Genomic DNA, 22,465 nt, shown 5'->3' on the forward strand with positions numbered 1-22,465 from the left:
CGCAGGCCGTTTTCCATGGCGATCGGTGCGATCAGCTCAACGCCGAAGGACACGTTGTCGCCGGGCATGACCATCTCGGTGCCTTCTGCCAGCTGAACGGTGCCGGTCACGTCAGTTGTACGGAAGTAGAACTGCGGACGGTAGTTCGCGAAGAACGGCGTGTGACGGCCACCTTCCTCTTTGGTGAGGATGTAGGCTTCGGCTTCGAACTTGGTGTGCGGTGTCACGGAGCCGGGCTTGCAGAGAACCTGACCACGCTCAACGCCGTCACGCTCAACGCCGCGCAGCAGGGCGCCGATGTTGTCGCCAGCTTCACCACGGTCCAGCAGCTTGCGGAACATTTCCACACCGGTGCAGGTGGTTTTCTTGGTGTCGCGGATGCCGACGATTTCAATTTCGTCACCAACGTTGATCACGCCACGCTCAACACGGCCTGTCACAACGGTACCGCGACCGGAGATCGAGAACACGTCTTCGACGGGCATCAGGAAGGGCTGGTCCACGGCGCGCTCAGGCGTCGGGATGTACTCGTCCACAGCAGCCATCAGCTTCTTGATCGCTTCTTCGCCGATCTCGGGCTTGTTGCCTTCCATCGCCGCCAGAGCGGAACCTGCAACAACAGGGATGTCGTCGCCGGGGTAGTCGTAGGAGGACAGCAGCTCGCGGATTTCCATTTCCACCAGCTCAAGCAGCTCTTCGTCGTCGACTTGGTCAACTTTGTTCATGAAGACGACCATGGCAGGGATGCCAACCTGACGGCCGAGCAGGATGTGCTCGCGGGTCTGGGGCATCGGGCCGTCGGCCGCGTTCACAACCAGGATCGCGCCGTCCATCTGCGCGGCACCGGTGATCATGTTCTTCACATAGTCAGCGTGGCCAGGGCAGTCGACGTGAGCGTAGTGACGGTTCTCGGTCTCATACTCGACGTGCGCGGTCGAGATGGTGATGCCGCGGGCCTTCTCTTCGGGCGCGCCGTCGATCTGGTCATACGCTTGGAAGTCACCGAAATACTTGGTGATCGCCGCGGTCAGCGTGGTTTTACCGTGGTCAACGTGGCCGATTGTGCCGATGTTGACGTGTGGCTTGTTACGTTCAAACTTTGCCTTTGCCATGGTGTTGGCTCCTTTTGGTCTTTCAGAACGGTGCGTGCGGCGCACACACCCTACGGTTTGGGGTAGGGTGCGTGGTTTCCCACGCACCTTTGCTTATGCAAATTTGGCCTGAATCTCGTCAGAGATGTTCTGCGGCACAGGCTCGTAATGGTCGAACTGCATGGTGAAGTTCGCACGACCCGACGACATCGACCGCAACGTGTTGATGTAGCCGAACATGTTGGCCAGCGGCACGAAGGCGTCGATCGCAATGGCGTTGCCGCGCGTGTCTTGACCCTGCACCTGACCCCGACGGGATGTCAGGTCACCAATGATGCCACCAGTGTATTCTTCCGGTGTCACAACTTCGACCTTCATGATCGGTTCCAGAAGCTTGGCGCCGGCTTTCTTCATGCCTTCGCGCATCGCCATACGGGCGGCGATTTCAAAGGCCAGAACGCTGGAGTCAACGTCGTGGAACTTACCGTCGATCAAGGCAACCTTGAAGTCGATGACCGGGAAGCCCGCCAGCGGACCGGAGTCCAGAACCGACTTGATCCCTTTTTCCACGCCCGGGATGTATTCCTTGGGAATGGCACCCCCGACGATGCGGCTCTCGAAGGAGTAACCTTCGCCCGGCTCGGTCGGCATCAGGATCATCTTAACTTCACCGAACTGACCTGAACCACCCGACTGTTTCTTGTGAGTGTAGGTGATTTCGGCCTCTTTCGAGATCGTCTCACGGTAAGCCACCTGCGGTGCACCGATGTTCGCTTCGACCTTGAATTCACGCTTCAGGCGATCAACTAAGATGTCGAGGTGAAGTTCGCCCATGCCCTTCATGATGGTCTGACCGGATTCCAGATCGGTTTCGACGCGGAAAGACGGGTCTTCAGCGGCCAGACGGGCCAGGCCTGCGGACATCTTTTCCTGGTCGGCCTTGGTTTTCGGCTCAACCGCGATCTCGATCACCGGATCGGGGAAGGTCATGGTTTCCAGAACCACCGGGTCGTTCGGCGCACAGAGCGTGTCACCTGTGGTGGTGTCTTTCAGACCGGCCAGCGCGATGATGTCGCCCGCAAAGGCTTCTTCGATCTCTTCGCGGTTGATGGCGTGCATCATCATCATACGACCAACGCGCTCTTTCTTGCCTTTGGTCGAGTTCAGAAGAGTGTCACCCTTCTTCAGCACGCCGGAATAGATCCGGGTAAAGGTCAGAGAGCCCACGAAGGGGTCGTTCATGATTTTGAACGCAAGGCCAGAGAACGCCATGTCATCGTCCGCACGACGCGGGATGTCACGGGTTTCTGTCTCATCGCCCGGTTTGAAGCCCATGTAGTCAACAACGTCCAGCGGGCTGGGCAGGTAGTCAACAACAGCGTTCAACAGCGGCTGAACACCTTTGTTTTTGAAGGCCGAACCACAGAGAACAGGGATGAATTTGATGGCCAATGTGCCCTTGCGGATCAGGTCGCGCAGGGTGTCGACGTCCGGTTCGGCACCGTCCATCAGGTAGTTTTCCATCGCTTCATCGTCCATCTCGACCGCAGTCTCGATGAGCTTGGCACGCCATTCGTTGGCCGACTCCTGAAGGCTCTCGCGGATGTCGCGCTGTTCCCAGCCCGCGCCGAGGTCTTCACCGGACCAGACCCATTCTTTCATGGTCACGAGGTCAACGATGCCTTCCAGCTCGTTTTCCGCTCCAATCGGAATCTGGATCGGCGCAGGTGTGGCACCTGTGCGGTCCTTGATCATGTGAACGCAGTTGAAGAAATCCGCGCCGATTTTGTCCATCTTGTTGACGAACACGATGCGCGGCACCTTGTAGCGGTCAGCCTGACGCCACACGGTTTCGGTCTGCGGCTCAACACCGGCGTTGGCGTCAAGCACGGCAACCGCGCCATCGAGAACCGCCAGCGAACGCTCAACTTCAATGGTGAAGTCAACGTGGCCGGGGGTGTCGATGATGTTCATCCGGTATTTGGTGTCGGATGTCGCATCGGCTGTGGGCTCTTCCTGACGCTGCCAGAAAGTTGTGGTCGCGGCGGATGTAATGGTGATCCCGCGTTCCTGCTCCTGCTCCATCCAGTCCATGGTGGAGGCACCGTCATGGGTTTCGCCCAGAACGTGGTTTTTACCGGTGTAGAAAAGGATACGCTCGGAGCATGTTGTCTTGCCGGCATCAATGTGGGCCATGATGCCGAAGTTGCGGTAGCGTTCTAGCGGATAGTCGCGTGCCATAGGGCTGCTTCCTCGAAAATGTCAGTACGAACAGATCGCGCCCGAAACCGGGCGCGACGTTGAAATTACCAGCGGTAGTGGCTGAACGCTTTGTTGGCGTCGGCCATCTTGTGCGTGTCTTCGCGCTTTTTAACGGCGGTACCACGGGACTGGACAGCATCCAGCAGCTCGCCAGCAAGGCGCTCTTCCATGGTGTTTTCGTTGCGCGCACGGGCGGCTTTGATCAACCAGCGGATCGCCAGCGCCTGACGGCGCTCGGGGCGCACTTCGACCGGCACCTGATAGGTGGCACCACCCACGCGGCGCGAGCGGACTTCGACGGACGGCTGAATGTTTTCCAGCGCTTCGTGGAACACTTCGATCGGAGCGCGTTTGATCTTGTCTTCGACGCGGGTCATCGCGTTGTAGACGATACGCTCAGCGACAGATTTCTTGCCGTCGATCATCAGGTTGTTCATGAATTTGGTAAGAACCAGATCGCCATATTTGGCGTCCGGCAGGACTTCGCGTTTTTCAGCGGCGTGGCGGCGTGACATGTCAGTGTCTTCCTCTTGGCGGGTGGTGGGGTCAGGCCCCACCCATCATCGAATGGAAAAGCGGGGGCGCGCCCCCGCCGTGCGAGATTACTTCGGACGCTTCGCGCCGTACTTGGAACGACGCTGCTTACGGTCTTTAACGCCTTGGGTATCAAGCACACCGCGCAGGATGTGGTAGCGCACACCCGGAAGGTCTTTTACACGACCGCCGCGGATCAGAACCACGGAGTGTTCCTGAAGGTTGTGGCTCTCACCCGGGATGTAGGAGATGACTTCGAAACCATTGGTGAGGCGCACTTTGGCAACCTTACGCATGGCCGAGTTCGGCTTCTTGGGTGTGGTTGTGTAAACCCGTGTGCAGACGCCACGCTTTTGTGGGCACTCCTGCAGGTGCATGGATTTCGAACGTTTGACTTTTGGCTGTCGCGGCTTGCGGATCAGCTGCTGGATCGTTGGCATTCCGGTTATATCCCCGTATCGCTCAGATTGTGTACACGGGGGATCCCCCATGCGGCTAAATTCGGCTACTTCATGCGTCCACAAAGCAAAATGACCGCAACGTTCCCGTACCGAGGAAAACGAGGCGGTGGGTTAACAGAGGATCGGGCCAGTAGTAGGCCGGATCGTGACCACTTGAGTTATGATGTCGGATTGGCAGAGCGGCCTCCACCTCCGAGATAGCGGGCGTATATGATGTTGCGCCGGGTGTGTCAACAGCCCGGGGTGCGGCACGCGCGGGGGGATGCCGAACGGCTGCACGAGGAATCGTGAGCGGCCAGTTACAGGGACCGTCGCCAGCCCGTAGGTCGGCAATCCAACTGACGCCTGCGCACTTTATGACGCAGTGTTGATGTGCGCCAGCATTGTCGCGCTCAGCCTGACTAAATCGCCTACCCGGTCGCTCCAAGGTGCGCCAACTTATAGTCGAGCGAGCAAGCCATGGCCCGACGCTTGCGGCTTGATTCCGGGCCGAGGCGCGCATTTCACACCCTTGCCAGCGCTGCCCCCCTCTCGGCATAGTCGGGCAAAGACGCGAAAGGACCCCCCATGCAAGCGATCGGCCTCTGCCGTTTCTCCTACCCGGCCCTCGGGGGCTTTCAGGTTGGTCATGAAACCATCGAAGAACGCATCGCATACCTCTACAACGAAGCCCGCTTGGAAGAGCGATTCCGTCTGTTGGAAACGGTCGCCCTGCCCTGCCTCAAGGGGCAGACCGATCCTGATTTCAGTATCGTTTTCGTGGTCGGCAACCAACTTCCGGCGCATCACCTGGCACGGCTCGAATCGCTGCTTGCGGATTTGCCGCAGGCGGTGATCCATCAAGAACCACCCCGGCGCCATCGCGAGGTGATGAAGGACGTGCTGAACGCCGCGCGCATCAACCCCAAAACGCCCTGCCTGCAATTTCGCTACGACGACGATGACGCGGTGTCAGTAGATTTCATCGCCCGCCTTCGTGCTACGGTGGAGCGGAGCGCGAGCCTGCTGAAAGATGAACGGTCCGTCGCCTTTGACTGGCCCAAGGGCTATGTGGCGGAATTTGACGCCTCAGGTGTTCGAGCGGCAGAGTGTTACCGCCCGCTTAATGTTGCGGCGCTGGCGATGTATGTGAAGGGCAACAGCCCGCTGACAATCATGAACTTCAACCATCAGAAACTGCCGCGCTTTATGCCAACCGTGACCGTGCCCGATGAGGCGATGTTTGTGCGCAGCCACAACAGCTCCAACGATTCGCGGCAAGGGGTGGCGCAGCAAGTTCAAGTCGCGCCGCTCGATGCCGAAGGGGCCGCGCTGTTCCGGACGCGCTTTGCTATAGACCAAGATCACGTACGACGGGTTTTCTCAGCCTGAGAGCTTCACCTTTCGCTCGCGATAGAGCGTGAAAATCCCGGTCGCGACAACGATCGCCGCCCCGATCAGCGTAAGCGTGCCGGGCCAATCGCCAAAGACGAGCCACCCCAGCAAAAGCGCCCACAACAGCCCGGTGTAGCGAAACGGCGCGATAAAAGAGACATCCCCTACCCGCATCACCTGAATGGAAAAGAAATAGCCGCCGAGCACAAAGACAGCCGAGCCGCCGATCAACAGTGCAAGGTCCACCGTCACCGGCGCCCATGGGGCCGACAATGAGGCGAGCCCGGCCGCTGTCATCACCGACAGGGCGGTTATCAGGGTGACCGTCATTGAAGGCACCGCAGGCGACAGCGCCCGCGTGGACAGATCGCGCACGGTGACGCAGAGCACCGCGATCAACACATAGATCGACCAAATGTTGAACCCTTCGGCGCCCGGTTTGACAATCAGCAGCACGCCGCAAAAGCCGACCGCAATCGCCGACAAGCGCCGCCACCCAACCGTCTCGCGCAATACCAAGGCCGAGGCCAAAGTCACCGACAGTGGCACGACCTGAAGGATCGCGGTCACATTGGCCAGCGGCATACTGAACAGCGCCGAAAGAAAAAAATAGGCCGCCGCGACTTCGGCCACTGACCGCAGGCCAATCACCTGCCAATCCCGGCGCGGCAGTTGCCACGTGACCCGACCTAAATGCCGGCTGAGCGCGAGGATCAGAATTGAGGTAATGGCCCCCCGCAGAAACAACAGTTGAAACAGGGGAATGGCGCCATCCGTTGCCTTCAACATCGTATCGTTAAAGGTAAAACAGGCCATAGAGGCAATCATCAGCAGCGCGCCGATGGTATTGGGGGACATGAAAGGCGCTCCGATAAATAAAGACGCGGCTAACATGACGCCGCTGTCCAAATGACTGGCAGCGGTCTGAAGAGCTGTCAAGGAAGGGCAACAGGTCCTAAGCGGCGAGCCTGTCGTGATTAGAGGTCAGAAAGCGCGGTTGATTGGGAAGGGCCGAAGCGGCCGCAGCGCTAGGCTTTCGCCTTCTCAGCAGCGGCTAAAGCAGTTTCCGCCAAAAGCTGCATCACTTTGCTGCGCAGGTATGACGGATCAACCGGCTTTTGCAGGACGATGGCGGCGAGTTTACGGAAAGAATCGTACACCTCCAGATCACGGCTCCGCCCGCTGAGAAAGATGATCGGCACATCCGCAATCGCGTCGATCTGCTTGAGGTTATGCGCCAGTTCGAGCCCGCCCATGTCAGGCATAGAAATGTCGGACAAAATCAGATCGGGCCGCAGGTCTTTTACCACTTCCAACGCGTCATGCGCATTTAGACAGGACACCACGACAATAGACGGATCGCCCGAGAAGACTGATTTAACCAGTTCAAGAATGATCGGGTCATCGTCGATATGCAGAATGCGGGATGTCATGGCGACGCCTTATAGGGAAGAAAATCTAGTGGAACAGGGTACCCCGCATAGCAGAGGGACGAAAGCCCCCACCCTGCTGGGATCAGCGGGATGTTGCGGATGTGATGACTGCCTAAAGGAGGCAGCGCAAGAAAAAAAGCCACGCCCCTAACCACGCCGCGTAGTACAGAAAAGCCCCCGCAGCTTTCACTGCGGGGGCCTTTGATTTTTCGGACTAATCTTGCGATCAATCGCGGCTTTCTTCGTCACCTACCCCGGTGTTGAACACATCGCCACCGACGATATCGTCGTCTGTAGAAGCGCTTGGCGCGGCCAGAGCAGCAGCGGCTTCAGCTTCCTCACGGCGGGCTTCGATCACGACATTGTCACGATCTGTGGCCACTTTGCGCATCTGCTGGGTTGCCCCACCAGTGCCCGCCGGGATCAGGCGACCCACGATGACGTTCTCTTTCAGACCAACCAACTTGTCCCGCTTGCCCTGAACCGAAGCCTCGGTCAGCACGCGCGTTGTTTCCTGGAAGGACGCGGCAGAGATGAAGCTGCGGGTTTGCAGCGACGCCTTGGTGATACCGAGAAGGATCGGTTCGCCCTTGGCCGGACGGCCACCCTTCTTGAGCGCCTTTTCGTTGGCCGTGTCAAACTCCTGCTTGTCGACGTGTTCACCCTTGAGCAGCGTGGTGTCGCCGCTTTCCTGGATTTCCCACTTCTGGAGCATCTGACGCACGATGACTTCGATGTGTTTGTCGTTAATCTTCACACCCTGCAGGCGGTAAACGTCCTGCACTTCGTCAATCATGTATTCGGCCAAGGCCTCGACGCCCATGATCGCCAGAATGTCGTGCGGCGCGGGGTTGCCGTCCATGATGTAGTCACCCTTCTGCACGAAGTCGCCTTCGCCAACGGGGATGTGTTTCCCCTTGGGCACCATGTATTCAACCTTCACGTCCGGATCATCCGAGCTTTCAATCGCGATGCGGCGCTTGTTTTTGTAGTCCTTGCCGAACCGCACATAGCCGTCGATTTCCGCAATGATGGCGTGGTCTTTGGGGCGACGTGCCTCAAAGAGTTCGGCCACACGCGGCAGACCACCGGTAATGTCCTTCGTCTTGCTGCCTTCACGCGGGATACGCGCGATGATGTCGCCCGCTTGGACTTCGGTCTGATCCTCAATGGACAGAACCGCATCCACGGACATTGGATAGGTCACCGGGTTGCCCGCGTCGTTGCGGACCGGCTCACCATCTTCACCAACCAGAATGATCTCAGGCTTCAACTCGTTGCCTTTGGGGGCCGCGCGCCAATCGATCACGATTTTCTGGGTCATGCCTGTCGCATCATCGGTGTCGTCTTTGACCGCGATGCCCGACACGAGGTCGACATACTTCGCCATACCCGCCTTTTCAGCGATGATCGGCAGCGTATAGGGATCCCACTCAAACAGCTTGTCGCCGCGCTCAATGGTATCGCCATCCTTGACAAAGAGCTTGGTACCGTAGCCGACCTTATGGCTGGCACGTTCCTCACCATTCTCGTCAACGATCGACAGTTTCATGTTCCGACCCATAACGAGGATCTCGCCCGCGCTGTTGACCAAAGTCTGCGCGTTTTCGAACACGATCTTGCCGGACTGGCTGGCTTCCAAGAAGGACTGCTGGCCACCCTGAGCAACACCACCGATGTGGAAGGTCCGCATCGTCAGCTGCGTGCCGGGTTCACCAATCGACTGCGCCGCGATGATGCCGACGGCCTCACCTTGGTTGACCAGCGTACCGCGTGCAAGGTCACGACCATAGCACATGGCGCAAACACCTTCTTCGGCATCACAGGTCAGTGGGCTACGGATACGGGCGACCTGAACCGCCGCCGCATCAATCGCATCCGCCATACGCTCGTCAATCAGACCACCGGCAGGCACGATCACCTCATCCGTGCCGGGTGCAACGATGTCTTCCGCCGCAACACGGCCCAGCAGACGCTCAGCCAGCGAGGAGACGACTTCGCCATCGTTCACAGCCGCTTCGGCTGTGATCGCGGTCTCAGTCCCACAGTCATGCATACGCACGATGCAGTCCTGCGCCACGTCCACCAGACGGCGTGTCAGGTAACCGGAGTTCGCCGTTTTCAGAGCGGTATCCGACAGACCTTTCCGCGCACCGTGGGTCGAGTTGAAGTACTCAAGAACGGTCAGACCTTCTTTAAAGTTCGAGATGATCGGCGTTTCGATGATGTCGCCATTCGGCTTCGCCATCAGACCGCGCATCCCGCCCAGCTGTTTCATCTGCGTGACCGAGCCACGCGCACCGGAGTGGGCCATCATGTAGACCGAGTTCGGCTCCTTCTCGGAACCATTCTCGTGGTACGTCGTGGCCGAGATGGAGCCCATCATCGCCTCGGTGACCTTGTCGTTACATTTCGACCATGCATCGACGACTTTGTTGTACTTTTCGCCCTGAGTGATCAGGCCGTCCATATACTGCTGTTCAAAGTCCTTCACCTGCTCGCGGGTCTCTTCAACCAGCGGCCATTTGGAGTCTGGGATCAGCATGTCGTCTTTACCGAAGGAGATGCCCGCTTTGAAAGCTTCGCGGAAACCCATGGTCATGATCTGGTCACAGAAGATAACCGACTCTTTCTGACCGCAATAACGGTAGACGGTGTCGATGACCTGCTGCACTTCTTTCTTGCGCAACAGACGGTTGACCAGATCGAACGGCGCTTTGGCGTTCAGCGGCAGAAGCGCGCCAAGACGCACACGACCGGGGGTCGTGTCAAAGCGTTTCATCACCTCATTGCCTTCTTCGTCGACCTGCTTGATGCGGGCTTTGATCTTGGTGTGCAAATGCACCGCACCGGCGTCGAGGGCATGCTGAACCTCGTCAACGGAACCAAAGACCATGCCTTCGCCAACCATGCCTTCACGCTCAAGGGTCGTGTAGTAGAGACCCAAGATCATATCCTGCGACGGCACGATGATCGGTGCGCCGTTTGCAGGCGACAGAACGTTGTTCGTGGACATCATCAGAACACGCGCTTCCAACTGGGCTTCCAGCGAGAGCGGCACGTGGACGGCCATCTGGTCACCGTCAAAGTCAGCGTTAAAGGCCGAGCAGACCAGCGGGTGAAGCTGAATCGCTTTCCCTTCGATCAGGACGGGTTCGAACGCCTGGATGCCAAGACGGTGCAGCGTCGGCGCGCGGTTAAGCATGACGGGGTGCTCACGGATCACCTCATCAAGAATGTCCCAAACCTCGGGACGCTCTTTCTCAACCAGCTTCTTCGCCTGCTTCACGGTGGAAGACAGACCTTTTGCCTCAAGCCGCGAGTAGATGAAGGGCTTGAAGAGTTCCAAGGCCATCTTTTTCGGCAGACCACATTGGTGCAGCTTCAGCTCAGGGCCGGTCACAATGACCGAACGGCCCGAGAAGTCGACGCGCTTACCCAAAAGGTTCTGACGGAAGCGACCTTGCTTGCCTTTCAGCATGTCCGATAGCGACTTCAGCGGGCGCTTGTTGGCACCGGTGATGACGCGGCCACGGCGGCCGTTATCGAACAGAGCGTCGACGGATTCCTGCAGCATCCGCTTTTCGTTGCGGACGATGATGTCAGGCGCGCGCAGCTCAATGAGACGCTTCAAACGGTTGTTCCGGTTGATCACGCGGCGGTACAGGTCGTTGAGGTCGGAGGTCGCGAAACGGCCACCATCCAGCGGCACCAGCGGGCGCAGCTCTGGCGGAATGACCGGGATCACGGTCATGACCATCCACTCGGGACGGTTGCCCGATTCCAGGAAGCTCTCGACCACTTTCAGACGTTTGATGATCTTCTTGGGCTTCAGCTCGCCTGTCGCCTCTTTCAGATCAGCGCGCAGGTTTTCGGCTTCGGCTTCAAGATCAATCGCCGCCAGCATTTCGCGGATCGCTTCGGCGCCGATGTTGGCGGTGAAGGCGTCCATGCCATAGGCGTCCTGGGCGTCCATGTACTCTTCTTCGGTCATCATCTGACCGTATTGAAGATCGGTGAGGCCCGGCTCGATCACGACGTAGTTCTCGAAGTAGAGAACCCGCTCCAGATCACGCAGGGTCATGTCCAGCATCAGGCCGATACGCGAGGGCAGCGACTTGAGGAACCAGATATGCGCGACGGGCGAGGCAAGCTCGATGTGGCCCATACGCTCACGACGGACCTTTTGCAGCGTAACTTCGACGCCGCACTTCTCGCAGACGACGCCGCGATACTTCATCCGCTTATATTTGCCGCAAAGGCATTCGTAGTCTTTGATCGGGCCAAAGATACGCGCGCAGAACAAGCCGTCACGCTCAGGCTTGAACGTCCGGTAGTTGATGGTTTCCGGCTTCTTGATCTCACCGAAGGACCAGCTCAAGATCCGCTCGGGGGAGGCCAAAGAGACCTTGATTTCGTCAAACGCTTTTTGCGGCGTCAGCGGGTTGAACGGGTTGTTTGTCAGTTCCTGGTTCATTTTCAAATCCTTGAAAGGGGTGCGTTAGGAGGGAGGGGTGCCGCTTTCTTGCGAAGAAAGCGGCCCGGAATTTTCAGAAAATTCCGTCTATGCCTCACTCATCCTCCTCCGCATCCAGGAGTTCCATATTCAGGCCGAGGCCGCGCACTTCCTTGACGAGAACGTTAAAGCTCTCTGGAATGCCCGCTTCGAAGTTATCCTCGCCCTTGACGATGCTTTCATAGACCTTAGTCCGGCCCGCGACGTCGTCCGACTTGACGGTCAGCATTTCCTGCAGGGTGTAGGCGGCGCCATAGGCTTCCAGAGCCCAGACTTCCATCTCACCAAAGCGCTGGCCACCGAACTGTGCCTTACCACCCAGCGGCTGCTGTGTGACGAGCGAGTACGGCCCTGTCGAACGTGCGTGGATCTTGTCGTCCACCAGGTGGTGCAGCTTGAGCAGGTACTTGACGCCGACGGTCACGGGGCGGGCAAACTGCTCACCTGTACGACCATCGAAGAGCACCGACTGACCGGACGTGTCGAACCCGGCCCGCTTGAGGCTGTCATTCACATCCGCTTCCTTGGCACCGTCAAAGACCGGTGTGGCGATTGGCACACCGCGGCGCACGTTGCCAGCCGCTTCAAGCAGCGTGTCTTCGTCCATGCCGCTGATGCCTTCTTCGTAGACATCATCGCCATAGGCCAAGCTCAACGCTTCGCGCACCGGCGTTAGATCGCCCGAACGACGGTACTCTTGCAGCGCCTCGTCAACATTCAGGCCCAGACCGCGTGCGGCCCAGCCCATATGCGTCTCAAGGATCTGACCGACGTTCATCCGCGATGGAACACCCAGAGGGTTAAGGCAGAAATCGACCGGGGTACCATCGGCGAGGAACGGCATGTCCTCCATCGGCACCACTTTCGAGATCACACCCTTGTTCCCGTGACGACCGGCCATCTTATCGCCCGGCTGCAGCTTGCGCTTCACCGCCACGAAGACCTTGACCATCTTCATCACACCCGGGGGCAGATCGTCGCCACGACGGACTTTCTCGACCTTATCCTCGAAACGTGCATCCAAGGTCCGCTTCTGGATCTCGTACTGCTCGTTCAGGGCTTCAACGATCTTCGCGTCATCCTCGTCCTCAAGGGCCAGCTGCCACCACTGACCACGGGTCAGCGTTTCCAGCAGTTCCTCGGTGATCTGGCTGTTCGCCTTCACGCCTTTGGGGCCTTTGACGGCGATCTTGCCAAGGATCATGTCCTTGAGACGCGCGTAGATGTTGCGGTCGAGGATCGCCAGCTCGTCATCCCGGTCACGGGCCAGACGCTCGACTTCCTCACGCTCGATCTGCAGCGCACGCTCGTCTTTCTCAACGCCGTGACGGTTGAAGACGCGCACTTCGACAACGGTGCCGAAATCGCCCGGCTTCACACGCAGCGAAGTGTCGCGCACGTCAGAGGCTTTCTCACCAAAGATGGCGCGCAGAAGCTTTTCTTCCGGCGTCATCGGGCTTTCGCCCTTCGGTGTGATCTTACCCACAAGGATGTCACCCGGCTCCACATCCGCGCCGATGTAAACGATACCGGCTTCGTCGAGGTTGCGCAGGGCTTCCTCGCCAACGTTGGGGATGTCGCGGGTGATCTCTTCCGGCCCAAGCTTGGTGTCACGCGCGGCGACTTCGAATTCCTCGATGTGGATCGAGGTGAAGACGTCGTCGCGGGAAATCCGCTCGGAGATCAGGATGGAGTCTTCGTAGTTGTAGCCATTCCACGGCATGAAGGCGACGACGACGTTCTTGCCGAGCGCCAGTTCCCCCATGTCGGTGGACGGACCGTCCGCGATAACCTGACCCTTAGTGACCTTCTCGCCAACTTTCACCAGCGGACGCTGGTTGATGCAGGTGTTCTGGTTCGAGCGCTGGAACTTGCGCATGCGGTAGATGTCCACACCCGCGTCGCCCAACTCAAGGTCTTCGGTGGCCCGGATCACGATACGGGACGCATCCACTTGGTCGATGATGCCCGCGCGACGTGCCGTGTAGGCCGCCCCGGAGTCGCGTGCCACAACTTCTTCGATACCAGTGCCGACGAGCGGCGCTTCGGCTTGCAAAAGCGGTACGGCCTGACGTTGCATGTTCGAGCCCATGAGAGCACGGTTCGCGTCGTCGTTTTCGAGGAACGGGATCAGCGAGGCAGCGACCGAGACCAACTGCTTCGGGCTCACGTCGATCAGGTCCACGTTCTCGGTCGGTGCCAGCGTGTAGTCGCCGGACTGACGGGTTGAGACCATCTCGTTCACGAACTTCATGTCATCGTCGAGGTTGGCATTCGCCTGCGCCACGGTGTGACGCATTTCCTCGGTCGCGGACATGTAGTGCACCTCATCGGTGACGGTGCTGTCTTTAACAACGCGGTAGGGCGTTTCGATGAAGCCGTATTTGTTCACGCGGGCAAAGGTGGCCAGCGAGTTGATCAGACCGATGTTCGGCCCTTCCGGCGTTTCAATCGGGCACATCCGACCGTAGTGAGTCGGGTGAACGTCGCGCACTTCAAAGCCCGCACGCTCACGTGTCAGACCGCCCGGCCCAAGCGCCGAAAGGCGACGCTTGTGCGTCACTTCCGAGAGCGGGTTGGTTTGGTCCATGAACTGCGACAGCTGCGACGAGCCGAAGAATTCACGCACCGCAGCCGCGGCCGGCTTGGCGTTGATCAGGTCCTGCGGCATCACGGTGTCGATCTCGACGGAAGACATACGCTCCTTGATCGCGCGCTCCATGCGAAGCAGCCCGACGCGGTACTGGTTTTCCATCAGTTCGCCGACCGAACGCACCCGGCGGTTGCCGAGGTGGTCGATGTCGTCGATGTCGCCACGGCCATCGCGCAGGTCAACCAGCGCTTTGATGCAGGCGACGATATCGTCACGGTCCAGCGTGCGCTGTGTGTCGGGCTTATCGAGCGCCAGACGCATGTTCATCTTCACCCGGCCAACAGCCGAGAGGTCATAGCGCTCGCTATCGAAGAACAGCGTGTCGAAGAGCGCGGAAGCGGCCTCGACGGTGGGCGGCTCGCCCGGGCGCATGACGCGGTAGATATCCATGAGCGCGGTGTCGCGGTTCATGTTCTTGTCCTGCGCCATGGTGTTGCGCATGTAGGGACCGACATTGACGTTATCGATGTCCAGCAGCGGAATCTCGGTGATGCCCGCGTCGATCAGCTCTTTCGCGGTGCCGCCGATCAGCGTGCCGTCTTTGTCGTATTCCAGCGTCAACTCATCGCCAGCTTCGACATAGATCGCGCCGGTTTCTTCGTTGATGATGTCACGCGCGACGAACTTGCCGACGATGTGATCGAACGGCAGCAGCAGGTCTTTGACCTTGCCTTCGTCGAGCAGCTTTTTGACGGCGCGAGGTGTTACCTTCTTGCCTGCTTCGAAAAGAATCTCGCCGGTGGCCGCGTCGACCAGATCGTAGGTGGGGCGGGTGCCGCGCACACGGTCGGGGAAGAAGGGTGCAACCCAGCCCTTGTTCTTCTCAAGCGTGTAGGTGACGGTGTTGTAATAGGCGTTCATGATCGCCTCCTGGTCCAGCCCAAGGGCATAGAGCAGGGTCGTCACAGGCAATTTGCGGCGGCGGTCGATCCGGGCAAAGACGATGTCTTTGGCGTCGAATTCAAAGTCCAGCCAGGAGCCGCGATAGGGGATGATGCGGCAAGCGAACAGAAGCTTACCCGAGGAGTGGGTTTTGCCCTTGTCGTGGTCAAAGAACACGCCCGGCGAACGGTGCATCTGGGATACGATCACACGCTCGGTACCGTTCACGACAAAGGTGCCGTTCGGCGTCATCAGGGGCATGTCACCCATGAAGACGTCTTGTTCTTTAATGTCTTTAACCGATTTGGCGCCGGTGTCTTCGTCCACATCAAACACGATGAGACGCAGCGTCACCTTGAGCGGTGCGCTGTAGGTCATGTCACGCTGCTGACATTCCTCCACATCGTATTTCGGCTTTTCAAGCTCGTACTTGACGTATTCAAGCACCGAGGTCTCGTTGAAGTCTTTGATCGGGAAAACCGACTGGAAAACGCCAGTGATACCCTCACCATCGGTGGGGGTCTCGGCGTCGCCGGAATTCAGGAACAGATCATAAGAGGATTTCTGAACCTCAATAAGGTTCGGCATCTCCAGCACTTCGCGGATTTTGCCATAATATTTACGCAGACGTTTCTGGCCAAGGAAGGATTGTGCCATGTGTCGTGTCACCTTTCGTGTCTCTTGCCGAGCGCATCAACCACCGGGGCCGTGGTGCGCGCCCATAAGAGCGGAAAATCCGGGTCAATTCTTGGAATGCGTCCCACTGCACCCCTTCCGACCATGGACCTCTCCAGAGAAATGCTCCCGCAGCGGAACATTCGTCAAAACAGGTCAGGCTGGACAGGAAGATTCCCGTCCAGCCCTTGTTCATGCCTGATGCGTGAGAACACGCACCTCTGGCTTAGGCCAGCTCGACTTCGGCGCCAGCTGCTTCCAGCTTGCCTTTGATGTCTTCGGCTTCGGCTTTGTCGACGCCTTCTTTGATCTTGCCACCGGCTTCGACCAGATCTTTGGCTTCTTTCAGGCCCAGGCCTGTGATGCCGCGGACTTCCTTGATCACGTTGATCTTGGATGCGCCGGCGTTCTTCAGAACGACGTCGAATTCGGTCTTTTCTTCTTCGGCAGCGCCACCTTCAGCAGGGCCGGCCATCATCACTGCGCCGCCAGCGGCGGGCTCGATGCCGTACTCGTCTTTCAGGATGGTTTTCAGTTCTTGTGCTTCAAGCAGAGTCAGACCAACGATGTCTTCTGCCAGTTTCTTCAGATCAGCCATGTTTAGCTCTTTCCGTTACGATATGTGTGTTCCAACGCGCGTGTTCAACCCGTGCGCCAGTTTGACGATTTGCCTTACGCAGCCGCCTTGTCCTCGATGGTGGACAAGATGGATGCGATGTTGCTTGCAGGTGCGCCAATGGCCCCGGCGATGTTCGAAGCAGGTGCGCCGAGCATGCCCGCGATGGTGGAGATAAGCTCCTCCCGCGAAGGCATTTTCGAAACGGCTTCGACACCAGCGGCGTCCAACGCGTTCTCACCCATGGAACCACCAAGGATCACCAGCTTTGGGTTTTCCTTGGAGAATTCCTGAGCAACCTTGGCCGCAGCCACAGGATCCTCAGAGTAGGTCAGAACGGTCATACCCGTCAGAAGGTCAGCGATGCTTTCGCATGGCTTGCCCTCAAGGGCGATCTTGGCGAGCCTGTTTTTGGCAACACGCACGGCCCCACCGGCAGCGCGTGCGCGCGCCCGAAGGTCCTGCATTTCGGCAACTGTCAAACCGACGTAGTGGCTAACCACAACGACGCCAGAGCTTTCAAAGATCTGGCCGAGTTCGTCGACCAGCTGTTCTTTTTGTGCTCTATCCACAGTTTCACTCCAAATTTGGGGGTTGCCCCCCGGCTCAGTTCAGGATGCGGTCTTTTGCATCCCATTCGGGTCCAATGAAGGGTCCCGGCCAAAACCGCCCGAAGGCAGCGTTTTTCCGGTTTCCCATCTCAGGAAGGAATTATTCAGGCCGCAGCCCAAACCCTCCGTCTCGGACAGACGCGCGGACCGATCTTCTGGTCCTTGCGTATCTGACGGCCGAAGCCGCCAAATCTCGGGTCGTAAGGTGGGGGCTGGCCCCACCCCACTGGATCACTCGGCGGTTGCGTTCTCGACAGCGACCGACACGCCCGGGCCCATTGTGGAGCTCAGGTTGATCTTTTTCATATATGTGCCCTTGGAGCCCGTAGGCTTCGCTTTGGACACAGCACCGACGAAGGCGCGGATGTTTTCGACCAGCTTGGCTTCGTCGAAGGACAGTTTGCCAACGCCGGCATGGACGACACCGCCCTTTTCGGCTTTGAACTGAACTTCGCCACCCTTGGCCGCTTTCACGGCGTCAGCGACGTCCATGGTCACGGTGCCAACCTTGGGGTTCGGCATCAGGTTACGGGGGCCAAGCACTTTACCCAAACGGCCAACGATCGGCATCATGTCAGGTGTCGCGATGCAGCGATCAAAGTCGATCTTGCCGGACTGCACGGTTTCCATCAGGTCTTCTGCGCCGACGATATCTGCGCCAGCCTTTTCGGCTTCTTCAGCTTTCGCGCCACGGGCGAAGACAGCAACGCGCATGGTTTTGCCGGTGCCGTTGGGCAGGCCGACAACACCGCGGACCATCTGGTCTGCGTGGCGAGGATCAACACCGAGGTTCATGGCGATCTCGATGGTTTCGTCGAACTTCGCGGTGGCGTTTGCTTTGATCAGGCTTACCGCTTCTTCGACGGTCAGGTCTTCTTTGCCAGCAAAGGCTTCACGGGCGGCGCGGGTGCGTTTACCAATTTTTGCCATCTTACTTCACCTCGATGCCCATGGACTTCGCGGAGCCCAGGATAATTTTCATCGCCGCTTCCACGTCGTTCGCGGACAGATCGGCGGCTTTTGCTTCTGCGATCTCGCGCAGCTGCTTGGTGGTCACGGTGCCAACGGTTTCACGCGAAGGCGTTTTCGCGCCGGAGTTCACCTTGGCCGCTTTTTTCAGGTAGTAAGACGCCGGGGGCGTCTTGATGTCCATGGTGAAGGACTTGTCCTGATAGTAGCTGATCACTGTGGGGCACGGTGCGCCCGGCTCCATGTCTGCGGTCTTGGCGTTGAACGCCTTGCAGAATTCCATGATGTTGATGCCGCGCTGACCGAGAGCCGGACCAACGGGCGGGGACGGGTTTGCTTGACCCGCTTTAACTTGCAACTTCATCGTACCGACGAGTTTCTTGGCCATCTGACCATTCTCCTTTCAACACCCTTGGGGCGCGCCCCGCGGGATCTTCGTTGCGTGGTCCGGATTGAGCGCCGCGGCGCCCTCGCCTCCCACAGTGACCGACGCTCTAGGCGCCGGGATGGCGGACCTCGGCCCGCCGCGCACTCAGACCTGTTTGTTGACCTGAGTGAATTCCAATTCGACCGGGGTTTCCCGGCCAAAGATCGACACCGACACCTTGAGACGCTGATTCTCGTCGTCGACCTCTTCGATCATGCCGTCGAAATCCTCGAACGGACCATCGGCAACTTTGACCTTTTCGCCGACCTCGAAGTGGATCAGCGTGCGTGGCGCTTCTTCGCCTTCCTGCACGCGGCCCAAGATCGCCTGAACCTCGGCATCGCGCATCGGCATCGGACGGCCTTGTGGCCCCAAGAAACCGGTGACGCGGTTGATCGAGTTGATCAGGTGATAGCCCGCGTCGGACATTTCCATATGCACCAGCACATAGCCGGGCATGAAGCGACGCTCGGTTGTCACCTTTTTACCGCGCCGGACCTCGATCACCTCTTCGGTGGGCACCAGCACTTCGTCAATCTGGTCTTCAAGTTCCTGCTCAGCCACGGATGCGCGGATCTGCTCAGCGATCTTCTTTTCGAAGTTCGACAGGACACTGACCGAATACCACCGTTTTGCCATCTGAACTCTGGTCCCTGTCTTGCCATGCGGGCTGCCCCGGCATGTAAATTCGTCAATCATACGAGGCTTTGGCCCCGAACCTTCTGAACAAAAAATCGGCGCGCAACTCGAATCGCCGCACGCCCTTTTCAGGTCAGGTCTGCGCAATAGCCCGCGCGGACGCAGGTTTCAAGGGTGTAAACATAAAATCACCGAAGCTGGCCAAGGTCAGCCGAACATCCCCAAAATCTGCTGCAAGCCGCCACGGATCAGAATATCGACAATGGCGAAGAAAACAGCCGTCAACGCGGCGAGGATAAAGACCATCACCGTGGTCAGCATGACTTCACGCTTGGTCGGCCAAACAACCTTGGCGACTTCGGTGCGGACCTGCTGGATGAACTGAAGCGGATTGGTGGTGGCCATGACATCTTTCCCTATTGGCGGATTGGGCGGATGTAACGGGTCCGCCGCGTGGTTTCAAGATGGTGTTTGCAGCCGCAACTACCCTTCGGAGTTGCGCAGGCTGTCAAAGCGCCGATCCAGAGCGGCATCGTGTCGCGCATCAGCGGCGGCCATCTCTCCGAAATCGGGCAGATACAACCCATCAACCGTGCCTTCAGGAAAGCGGTCAAGCACTGCATCCCACCGCATGGCGAACGCATCCAGACGCGCATGTAGCGCAACCGCCCGCTCAGGGTTCCGCGCCGCATACCAACGGCCCAAACCCATCGCGCGACGCCAAAATCCGTCGTAGCCAAGGGCAAGGAACAGCCCCAGAACCAGAAAGACTGTGACAAAAAGCACACCCACCACCAGCCAAGGGCGCAGCACGATGATCAAGGCAAGGCAGGCCAAGATGATCTGTTTTGGCGTCGGGCGATAGCCCTGCAACCGCCCCCTGCCCCGCGCTAATATGCCGGGCCGGGCGGCAGGTTTGGCCCGACGTGGCATCGGTTCGACTGGGGCTTCCTCCAACAACGGCAGCGCCGCACGCCCCTTTGGCCGAGACGCGACATTTACAGGTGGTGATTCCCGCTCGGCTACAGGTTTCTCCTCTAACTGCGAGGATATGGCCTCATCTCTTAACAAATTCTGAATCGCAGCCAGAGAAGCCGGATTAAGCTCAGGCTCACGCTCAGGCGCGGGTTGGTTTTGGGTATTGGTCATGTCGGGCTCTTTCACGCAGATACGCAAAAGCTACCCCGCCATTCAGACCAGCAAAGGGCGCAAATAGGGCGAGTTTTTGACCCTGTCACGCAGCAAATCTGAAATGTGAGAGAATGTGGCAGGGGCTGAGGGACTCGAACCCACGACCCTCGGTTTTGGAGACCGATGCTCTACCAACTGAGCTAAACCCCTATGCCGATGGCTTGGGTAGTCGCAAAACGCGCTCAGATCAAGAGCCGATCTGCTCTTTCCTGCCGATATTCTACACAAGGCGGAACATTGCAGGCCCAGCCCACGTTTTCCCGGCGAACCTAGCCCGAAACTGGAGGACATAAGATGCCGATGAACAACCTGAAGGACGTCTACACCGACCAACTGCAAGACCTTTACTCCGCTTGCAAACAGTCGCTCGAAGCAACCAACGCCTTGGGCCGCGCAGCAGAGGACAAGGACCTTTCCGAAGCGCTGATTGATGGCGGCAATGGTATTTCCAAAGGGATGGATGTGCTCAAGTCCATCTGCGCTAAACACGATATCGATCCCGACGGCGAACATTGCTTCGGCATGGAGGGGCTCGTCAAAGAAGCGCATAAACACGTGCTGGAAGAAGAATTTGGCGACAGTGACACCCGCGATGCCATGATCATCACACAGTATCAGCGCATGGTGCATTACGCGCTGGCGGGCTACGGCTGCCTGGTCGCTTTCGCCAACCGCCTCGGCGAAGATGAGGACGGTGCGCAACTGCAACAGCAGCTTGACCACACCTACGACGGCGACCGCCGCATGACGGAAATCGCGACCAAAGGCGGCGTGAACGCTGACGCGGTGTGAGCGCGTTAGTCCGTCAACAACAAAGGCCGGCCCCTACGGGGCCGGCTTTTTTGTAGCTCGGCGGCTGATCAATGCCCCTCCCCCACAAAGTAAAAGGCCGCAGCAAACGCTGCGGCCTTTCGTTTTTCCAAGACGGCCCCAAGGGCCCGACCGTTCCGATTACTCGGTGATCTTCGACACAACACCCGCGCCGACAGTCCGGCCACCTTCGCGGATCGCGAAGCGCAGGCCGTTTTCCATGGCGATCGGTGCGATCAGCTCAACGCCGAAGGACACGTTGTCGCCGGGCATGACCATCTCGGTGCCTTCTGCCAGCTGAACGGTGCCGGTCACGTCAGTTGTACGGAAGTAGAACTGCGGACGGTAGTTCGCGAAGAACGGCGTGTGACGGCCACCTTCCTCTTTGGTGAGGATGTAGGCTTCGGCTTCGAACTTGGTGTGCGGTGTCACGGAGCCGGGCTTGCAGAGAACCTGACCACGCTCAACGCCGTCACGCTCAACGCCGCGCAGCAGGGCGCCGATGTTGTCGCCAGCTTCACCACGGTCCAGCAGCTTGCGGAACATTTCCACACCGGTGCAGGTGGTTTTCTTGGTGTCGCGGATGCCGACGATTTCAATTTCGTCACCAACGTTGATCACGCCACGCTCAACACGGCCTGTCACAACGGTACCGCGACCGGAGATCGAGAACACGTCTTCGACGGGCATCAGGAAGGGCTGGTCCACGGCGCGCTCAGGCGTCGGGATGTACTCGTCCACAGCAGCCATCAGCTTCTTGATCGCTTCTTCGCCGATCTCGGGCTTGTTGCCTTCCATCGCCGCCAGAGCGGAACCTGCAACAACAGGGATGTCGTCGCCGGGGTAGTCGTAGGAGGACAGCAGCTCGCGGATTTCCATTTCCACCAGCTCAAGCAGCTCTTCGTCGTCGACTTGGTCAACTTTGTTCATGAAGACGACCATGGCAGGGATGCCAACCTGACGGCCGAGCAGGATGTGCTCGCGGGTCTGGGGCATCGGGCCGTCGGCCGCGTTCACAACCAGGATCGCGCCGTCCATCTGCGCGGCACCGGTGATCATGTTCTTCACATAGTCAGCGTGGCCAGGGCAGTCGACGTGAGCGTAGTGACGGTTCTCGGTCTCATACTCGACGTGCGCGGTCGAGATGGTGATGCCGCGGGCCTTCTCTTCGGGCGCGCCGTCGATCTGGTCATACGCTTGGAAGTCACCGAAATACTTGGTGATCGCCGCGGTCAGCGTGGTTTTACCGTGGTCAACGTGGCCGATTGTGCCGATGTTGACGTGTGGCTTGTTACGTTCAAACTTTGCCTTTGCCATGGTG

At 58.7% G+C, this 22,465-nt stretch carries 18 protein-coding genes and 1 tRNA gene; 2 read left to right on the plus strand and 17 right to left on the minus strand.

The features are described from left to right. The 4 genes from tuf (HTT03_RS09890) to rpsL all read right to left on the minus strand — a co-directional run. The coding region (gene tuf / locus HTT03_RS09890; RefSeq protein ID WP_174859647.1) for an elongation factor Tu at positions 1-1,112 on the minus strand (1,112 nt) is incomplete at its 3' end. 93 nt (positions 1,113-1,205) lie between these two features. Continuing rightward, complete coding sequence (fusA, locus tag HTT03_RS09895; protein WP_174859648.1) at positions 1,206-3,332, minus strand: elongation factor G; 2,127 nt, start codon at positions 3,330-3,332, stop codon at positions 1,206-1,208. A 65-nt stretch (positions 3,333-3,397) separates the two neighbouring features. Further along, complete coding sequence (gene rpsG / locus HTT03_RS09900) at positions 3,398-3,868, minus strand: 30S ribosomal protein S7 (RefSeq protein ID WP_067267956.1); 471 nt, start codon at positions 3,866-3,868, stop codon at positions 3,398-3,400. Positions 3,869-3,955: 87 nt separating this feature from the next. Next, complete coding sequence (rpsL, locus tag HTT03_RS09905) at positions 3,956-4,327, minus strand: 30S ribosomal protein S12 (protein ID WP_007118826.1); 372 nt, start codon at positions 4,325-4,327, stop codon at positions 3,956-3,958. 588 nt (positions 4,328-4,915) lie between these two features. Between rpsL and HTT03_RS09910 the strand changes: the two genes are divergently transcribed. Continuing rightward, positions 4,916-5,719, plus strand: a complete 804-nt coding sequence (locus HTT03_RS09910) for a putative rhamnosyl transferase (RefSeq protein ID WP_174859649.1) — start codon at positions 4,916-4,918, stop codon at positions 5,717-5,719. On the opposite strand, the gene HTT03_RS09915 is transcribed toward HTT03_RS09910, so the two are convergent. The 12 genes from HTT03_RS09915 to HTT03_RS09970 form a co-directional block, all read right to left on the minus strand. Then, positions 5,711-6,580, minus strand: a complete 870-nt coding sequence (locus HTT03_RS09915; protein WP_174859650.1) for a DMT family transporter — start codon at positions 6,578-6,580, stop codon at positions 5,711-5,713. The genes HTT03_RS09910 and HTT03_RS09915 overlap by 9 nt on opposite strands. A gap of 170 nt (positions 6,581-6,750) precedes the next feature. After that, positions 6,751-7,155, minus strand: a complete 405-nt coding sequence (locus HTT03_RS09920) for a response regulator (protein ID WP_174859651.1) — start codon at positions 7,153-7,155, stop codon at positions 6,751-6,753. A gap of 226 nt (positions 7,156-7,381) precedes the next feature. Continuing rightward, the gene (rpoC, locus tag HTT03_RS09925) at positions 7,382-11,632 is read right to left on the minus strand and encodes a DNA-directed RNA polymerase subunit beta' (RefSeq protein ID WP_174859652.1); all 4,251 of its coding nucleotides are present in this window, start codon (positions 11,630-11,632) and stop codon (positions 7,382-7,384) included. A gap of 94 nt (positions 11,633-11,726) precedes the next feature. Next, a complete protein-coding gene (gene rpoB / locus HTT03_RS09930) occupies positions 11,727-15,863 on the minus strand; it encodes a DNA-directed RNA polymerase subunit beta (protein ID WP_174859653.1) in 4,137 nt (1,378 codons plus the stop codon). Between the two features lie 244 nt (positions 15,864-16,107). Continuing rightward, positions 16,108-16,479, minus strand: a complete 372-nt coding sequence (gene rplL / locus HTT03_RS09935; RefSeq protein ID WP_067267945.1) for a 50S ribosomal protein L7/L12 — start codon at positions 16,477-16,479, stop codon at positions 16,108-16,110. A 74-nt stretch (positions 16,480-16,553) separates the two neighbouring features. Then, positions 16,554-17,069, minus strand: coding sequence for a 50S ribosomal protein L10 (rplJ, locus tag HTT03_RS09940; RefSeq protein ID WP_007118819.1), 516 nt, complete (start codon positions 17,067-17,069; stop codon positions 16,554-16,556). 270 nt (positions 17,070-17,339) lie between these two features. Then, positions 17,340-18,038 (minus strand): 50S ribosomal protein L1, encoded by a 699-nt coding sequence (gene rplA / locus HTT03_RS09945; RefSeq protein ID WP_174859654.1) that lies wholly within the window; start codon positions 18,036-18,038, stop codon positions 17,340-17,342. A gap of 1 nt (position 18,039) precedes the next feature. Continuing rightward, complete coding sequence (gene rplK / locus HTT03_RS09950; protein WP_067267940.1) at positions 18,040-18,465, minus strand: 50S ribosomal protein L11; 426 nt, start codon at positions 18,463-18,465, stop codon at positions 18,040-18,042. A 144-nt stretch (positions 18,466-18,609) separates the two neighbouring features. Next, positions 18,610-19,143, minus strand: a complete 534-nt coding sequence (gene nusG, locus HTT03_RS09955) for a transcription termination/antitermination protein NusG (protein WP_067264099.1) — start codon at positions 19,141-19,143, stop codon at positions 18,610-18,612. Between the two features lie 207 nt (positions 19,144-19,350). Next, the gene (gene secE, locus HTT03_RS09960; protein WP_007118815.1) at positions 19,351-19,548 is read right to left on the minus strand and encodes a preprotein translocase subunit SecE; all 198 of its coding nucleotides are present in this window, start codon (positions 19,546-19,548) and stop codon (positions 19,351-19,353) included. Positions 19,549-19,626: 78 nt separating this feature from the next. Then, positions 19,627-20,292, minus strand: a complete 666-nt coding sequence (locus tag HTT03_RS09965) for a hypothetical protein (protein WP_174859655.1) — start codon at positions 20,290-20,292, stop codon at positions 19,627-19,629. Between the two features lie 116 nt (positions 20,293-20,408). Continuing rightward, a tRNA-Trp gene (locus HTT03_RS09970) sits at positions 20,409-20,484 on the minus strand. Between the two features lie 144 nt (positions 20,485-20,628). On the opposite strand from HTT03_RS09970, the gene HTT03_RS09975 reads away from it, so the two are divergent. Next, positions 20,629-21,126, plus strand: coding sequence for a ferritin-like domain-containing protein (locus HTT03_RS09975; protein ID WP_174859656.1), 498 nt, complete (start codon positions 20,629-20,631; stop codon positions 21,124-21,126). 159 nt (positions 21,127-21,285) lie between these two features. Here the strand turns inward: HTT03_RS09975 and tuf (HTT03_RS09980) are convergent, their stop codons facing one another. After that, positions 21,286-22,461 (minus strand): elongation factor Tu, encoded by a 1,176-nt coding sequence (gene tuf / locus HTT03_RS09980; protein ID WP_174859657.1) that lies wholly within the window; start codon positions 22,459-22,461, stop codon positions 21,286-21,288. Positions 22,462-22,465 lie beyond the last annotated feature (4 nt).

Origin of the sequence: Sulfitobacter maritimus (assembly GCF_013346665.1) — a bacterium.
Classification (GTDB): Bacteria; Pseudomonadota; Alphaproteobacteria; order Rhodobacterales; family Rhodobacteraceae; genus Sulfitobacter; species Sulfitobacter maritimus.

What these genes read in the sequence shown, in the direction of transcription:
- fusA (WP_174859648.1), bottom strand. Translation starts at nt 3,332, where the DNA reads ATGGCACGCGACTATCCGCTAGAACGCTACCGCAACTTCGGCATCATG.
- rpsG (WP_067267956.1), bottom strand. Translation starts at nt 3,868, where the DNA reads ATGTCACGCCGCCACGCCGCTGAAAAACGCGAAGTCCTGCCGGACGCC.
- rpsL (WP_007118826.1), bottom strand. Translation starts at nt 4,327, where the DNA reads ATGCCAACGATCCAGCAGCTGATCCGCAAGCCGCGACAGCCAAAAGTC.
- HTT03_RS09910 (WP_174859649.1), top strand. Translation starts at nt 4,916, where the DNA reads ATGCAAGCGATCGGCCTCTGCCGTTTCTCCTACCCGGCCCTCGGGGGC.
- HTT03_RS09915 (WP_174859650.1), bottom strand. Translation starts at nt 6,580, where the DNA reads ATGTCCCCCAATACCATCGGCGCGCTGCTGATGATTGCCTCTATGGCC.
- HTT03_RS09920 (WP_174859651.1), bottom strand. Translation starts at nt 7,155, where the DNA reads ATGACATCCCGCATTCTGCATATCGACGATGACCCGATCATTCTTGAA.
- rpoC (WP_174859652.1), bottom strand. Translation starts at nt 11,632, where the DNA reads ATGAACCAGGAACTGACAAACAACCCGTTCAACCCGCTGACGCCGCAA.
- rpoB (WP_174859653.1), bottom strand. Translation starts at nt 15,863, where the DNA reads ATGGCACAATCCTTCCTTGGCCAGAAACGTCTGCGTAAATATTATGGC.
- rplL (WP_067267945.1), bottom strand. Translation starts at nt 16,479, where the DNA reads ATGGCTGATCTGAAGAAACTGGCAGAAGACATCGTTGGTCTGACTCTG.
- rplA (WP_174859654.1), bottom strand. Translation starts at nt 18,038, where the DNA reads ATGGCAAAAATTGGTAAACGCACCCGCGCCGCCCGTGAAGCCTTTGCT.
- rplK (WP_067267940.1), bottom strand. Translation starts at nt 18,465, where the DNA reads ATGGCCAAGAAACTCGTCGGTACGATGAAGTTGCAAGTTAAAGCGGGT.
- nusG (WP_067264099.1), bottom strand. Translation starts at nt 19,143, where the DNA reads ATGGCAAAACGGTGGTATTCGGTCAGTGTCCTGTCGAACTTCGAAAAG.
- secE (WP_007118815.1), bottom strand. Translation starts at nt 19,548, where the DNA reads ATGGCCACCACCAATCCGCTTCAGTTCATCCAGCAGGTCCGCACCGAA.
- HTT03_RS09965 (WP_174859655.1), bottom strand. Translation starts at nt 20,292, where the DNA reads ATGACCAATACCCAAAACCAACCCGCGCCTGAGCGTGAGCCTGAGCTT.
- HTT03_RS09975 (WP_174859656.1), top strand. Translation starts at nt 20,629, where the DNA reads ATGCCGATGAACAACCTGAAGGACGTCTACACCGACCAACTGCAAGAC.
- tuf (WP_174859657.1), bottom strand. Translation starts at nt 22,461, where the DNA reads ATGGCAAAGGCAAAGTTTGAACGTAACAAGCCACACGTCAACATCGGC.